The organism is Lyngbya sp. CCY1209 (assembly GCF_035615495.1).
Classification (GTDB): Bacteria; Cyanobacteriota; Cyanobacteriia; order Cyanobacteriales; family Microcoleaceae; genus Limnospira.
In genome coordinates this window covers 1-3,238 of record NZ_JAJENU010000656.1, presented here as the reverse complement: position 1 = coordinate 3,238, position 3,238 = coordinate 1, and the positions used below count along the sequence as shown (strand labels likewise).

Genomic DNA, 3,238 nt, shown 5'->3' with positions numbered 1-3,238 from the left:
CGCGTTTAGAAACTCGGGTCTAGAAACCGGGTTTCTATTGAGATCTCGGGGGAAAATCAAAGATGCTTCTAGAAACCCGGTTTCTTCCCTTGGGAGCGATCGCGGTTTCTTCCTCCACATTAAAAACCGATCGCACAAAATGCCGCCCAGTGGATGGGGTGTTCGTAGGGGCGGGATTGGGGGGCATCTAAACCTAAATTTAGGTTGTTACTCAGGTTTTGTTTGGCTTGGGAATCGCTGTTCTCTAACCAGTCGATCAACTGTTGCTTTGTCACCTCCCTCATCCACTTCTGCGCCGCTTTTAATGCCTGGGAAACTGAGGGTTGATTCTCTATTTCCTCATAGAATTTTACCATCAAAATTGCGGTTGAGACATCGTTCACCGCCCACAGGCTGCAAACCACGTTCGCCGCCCCCGCGTACAGGAACCCCAAACCCAAACTGATGTATTCTTCTAACTGGGAGGAAAAGTCCGTTAACCCCGTTTCGCAAGCGGAGAGAATCACCAGGCGGCAGGCGGGTAAAGACAGTTCAAATAATTCCCCCAAGGTGTAACATTTGGTCAGGTCGATCGCCGTTCCTTTTCGCCAGGGCAGATATCGCGTTTTGGCGGTGTCTGGGGTGGGTTCGGTGTCGCTGACGCGGATTTTTGCCCCCGCCAACACCAGGGGAGATAGCAGGGGAGTGATGAAATTAAAGGCACCGTGTCCGGCGAAGTGGAGATATTCCGCCGCCCGAAAGTCTTGGCGGTGGGGATCTTGGTTGAGGGCGGTTTTCTGGGCTTGCTGGCGGGCGAGATGGCTGGATGTGGCGGAGAAGTTGTCTAAAATTGCCTCAACTTCCAAGTCCGCATAGGTTAAATCTTCGGTGGGGTTTTGGATGGCGAAGAGGCGTTTTTTGGGGGTGGGTTTGCGGTTGCGGCGGGAGACTTGCAAAAATTGACAACTGGGGGCGTAGCTGACGCCTTGGGAAAATCGATCCGCTAAATATTCCGGTTCGTCGCCATCGCCGAGGGGGATGGCGTGGAGGGGAAATAAATGTAAATCCCGATAGGGGACTAATATCAGGCGGTGAAGGTTGCGGGGGAGGGGGGCGAGAAGTTGGGGTAACTGGAGGATATCCCGGAGAAGGGGCAGGAAGCGATCGAGGTGGTTGTCCCAGTCGGAGAAGTCTTCGGCATAGGACTGTAAATAGGTTTGGCGCAATTCCTGTAATTGTTGGTATTGTTCCGGGGTGGAGGTGTGCACGGAGATCCCCCCTGCCCCCCTTAAAAAGGGGGGTTCTGAATCTCTTAGCCCCCCCTTATCAAGGGGGGGTTGGGGGGGATCTCCACCACCTAAAAGAAGTTCTGAATCTCTTAGCCCCCCCTTCTCAAGGGGGGGTTGGGGGGGATCTCCTCCGAGTACAATAAACGTATAAATTCGCTCCCGAGTCAGATACCATTCTATTAACACCGTCTCCTCATCCAATAACTCCCGAATTTGCGAGAATTGGATCGGTTCCACCCGCTGGGTGAGGGTGAAATTGGGGTCGTAGGTTTTCAGGGTATCGAGGAGTTCGGTTAAGGCTTGTTGCGCCTGTTCGTAGTTTTGGCGGAGGGCGGCGACGGCTTCAGGCTTGTAACTCGAAGAACCCGCGCCGCGTTGCCCCAACCCCGGTTCGCCCCCAACATCCGTGTCGGTGGCGGTGTCGAGGCTTTCGAGTAACCGCTGTTTGGCGGTGACTTCCCGGCGCAGGCGATCGAGTTCTTGCCGCAATTCCGGGGGGACGTCGCCGCTGGGGGAGAGTTCCCGGTTGCTGAGGAGTTCGATCAGGTTGCGGGACTTGCTGCGTTCGACGCTGGCGAGGGCTTTGCCGATGTCTTTGGCATTGATGCAGGCTTGTACCAGTTTCTCATAGATTTCTACTACGGCTTCCCGGCGGTTTTGTTTTTCCAGGTAGGAGTTGGTGAAGCTGCAAAGGGTTTCAACGGCTTCGGTGGCGACTTCATAGCCATAGATGGCGGTTTCCCAGTCTCGGATGTCAAAGGCGATATTGCCTAATCTGCGACCGAGATCCAAGGCTTCGACGGGGAATTTGGCTGGGGGACAGAGCTCTAAACCTGATCTCCAGGCGGCGAGGGCTTCGGGAATTTGGTACAAGTGCTGATAGAGAATGCCCAAATGTGTCCAAGAGGATACCATGCCGGAGCGATCGCCCAATTCGGTACTCAATTGCAAAGATTGCTGATACCGGCGCTCCATCTCATCCCAATTGCCACGTTTTCGCTGGATATATCCCAACCATCCCCAACAGTAAGCCATATGGGAGCGATCGCCCAATTCGGTACTCAATTGCAAAGATTGCCGATACAGCCGCTCGGCTTCATCCCAGTTGCCCCGTTTTCGCTCGATATCTCCCAACAGTCCCCAAGAGGTAGCCATGCCGGAGCGATCGCCCAATTCGGTTTCAATTTCCAAGTATTGCCGAAACAGACGCTCTGCCTCATCCCAGTTGCCCCGATTTCGCTCGATATCTCCCAACAGTCCCCAACATTTAGCCATGCCGGAGCGATCGCCCAATTCGGTTTCAATTTCCAAGCATTGCCGATACAGACGCTCCGCTTCATCCCAATTGCCCCGATTTAGCTCGATATATCCCAACCCTCCCCAAGATTTTGCGATGCCGCGCCCATCCCCAATTTCTTGATACAGTTGGAGGCACTGTTGCAAACATTGGAAGGCTTGGGGAAATTCACTGTGTCGATAGTGTTGGGCTGCCTGATTCCATAGGCGATCTGCTTCCGCTTGTTTTTGCAGTCCGGGCAGGGAATAATTCACCGCCTCTATTTTCCCGGCAAAATCCCGCAGCCAGCCCGCATTCCTCTCCCCCCGTGCCGCCCTCATTTCTGCTTCTGCCCTCATCACCTCCACCAACCCCCGATCCAGGAGTTCGGGGCGGCGGCTCAATATGGCGGCTTCGGACCCACTGGGACAGGAGAGGAGTTCTTGAATCAGGTTGAGATAGTCTTGCAGGCGTTGTTCATCCATAGGGCGGCACCGATTCGGGGAGGATACCGCCTATTTTAGCCCACCAGAAACGGAGATGCCTAGAAACTCGGGTCTAGAAACCGGGTTTCTATTGAGATGTCTGTGGGAAACCCAAGATGCTTCTAGAAACCCGGTTTCTTTGTTGGGAGCGATCGCGTTTAGAAACTCGGGTCTAGAAACCGGGTTTCTATTGAGATCTCGGGGGAAAA

At 54.0% G+C, this 3,238-nt stretch carries 1 protein-coding gene; it reads right to left on the bottom strand.

Annotated features, from left to right (window positions below; all coding sequences use genetic code 11):
* Nucleotides 1–119: 119 nt before the first annotated feature.
* Nucleotides 120–3,029 (bottom strand): CHAT domain-containing tetratricopeptide repeat protein, encoded by a 2,910-nt coding sequence (locus LKE08_RS27050; RefSeq protein ID WP_324707404.1) that lies wholly within the window; start codon nucleotides 3,027–3,029, stop codon nucleotides 120–122.
* Between the last annotated feature and the right edge of the window lie 209 nt (nucleotides 3,030–3,238).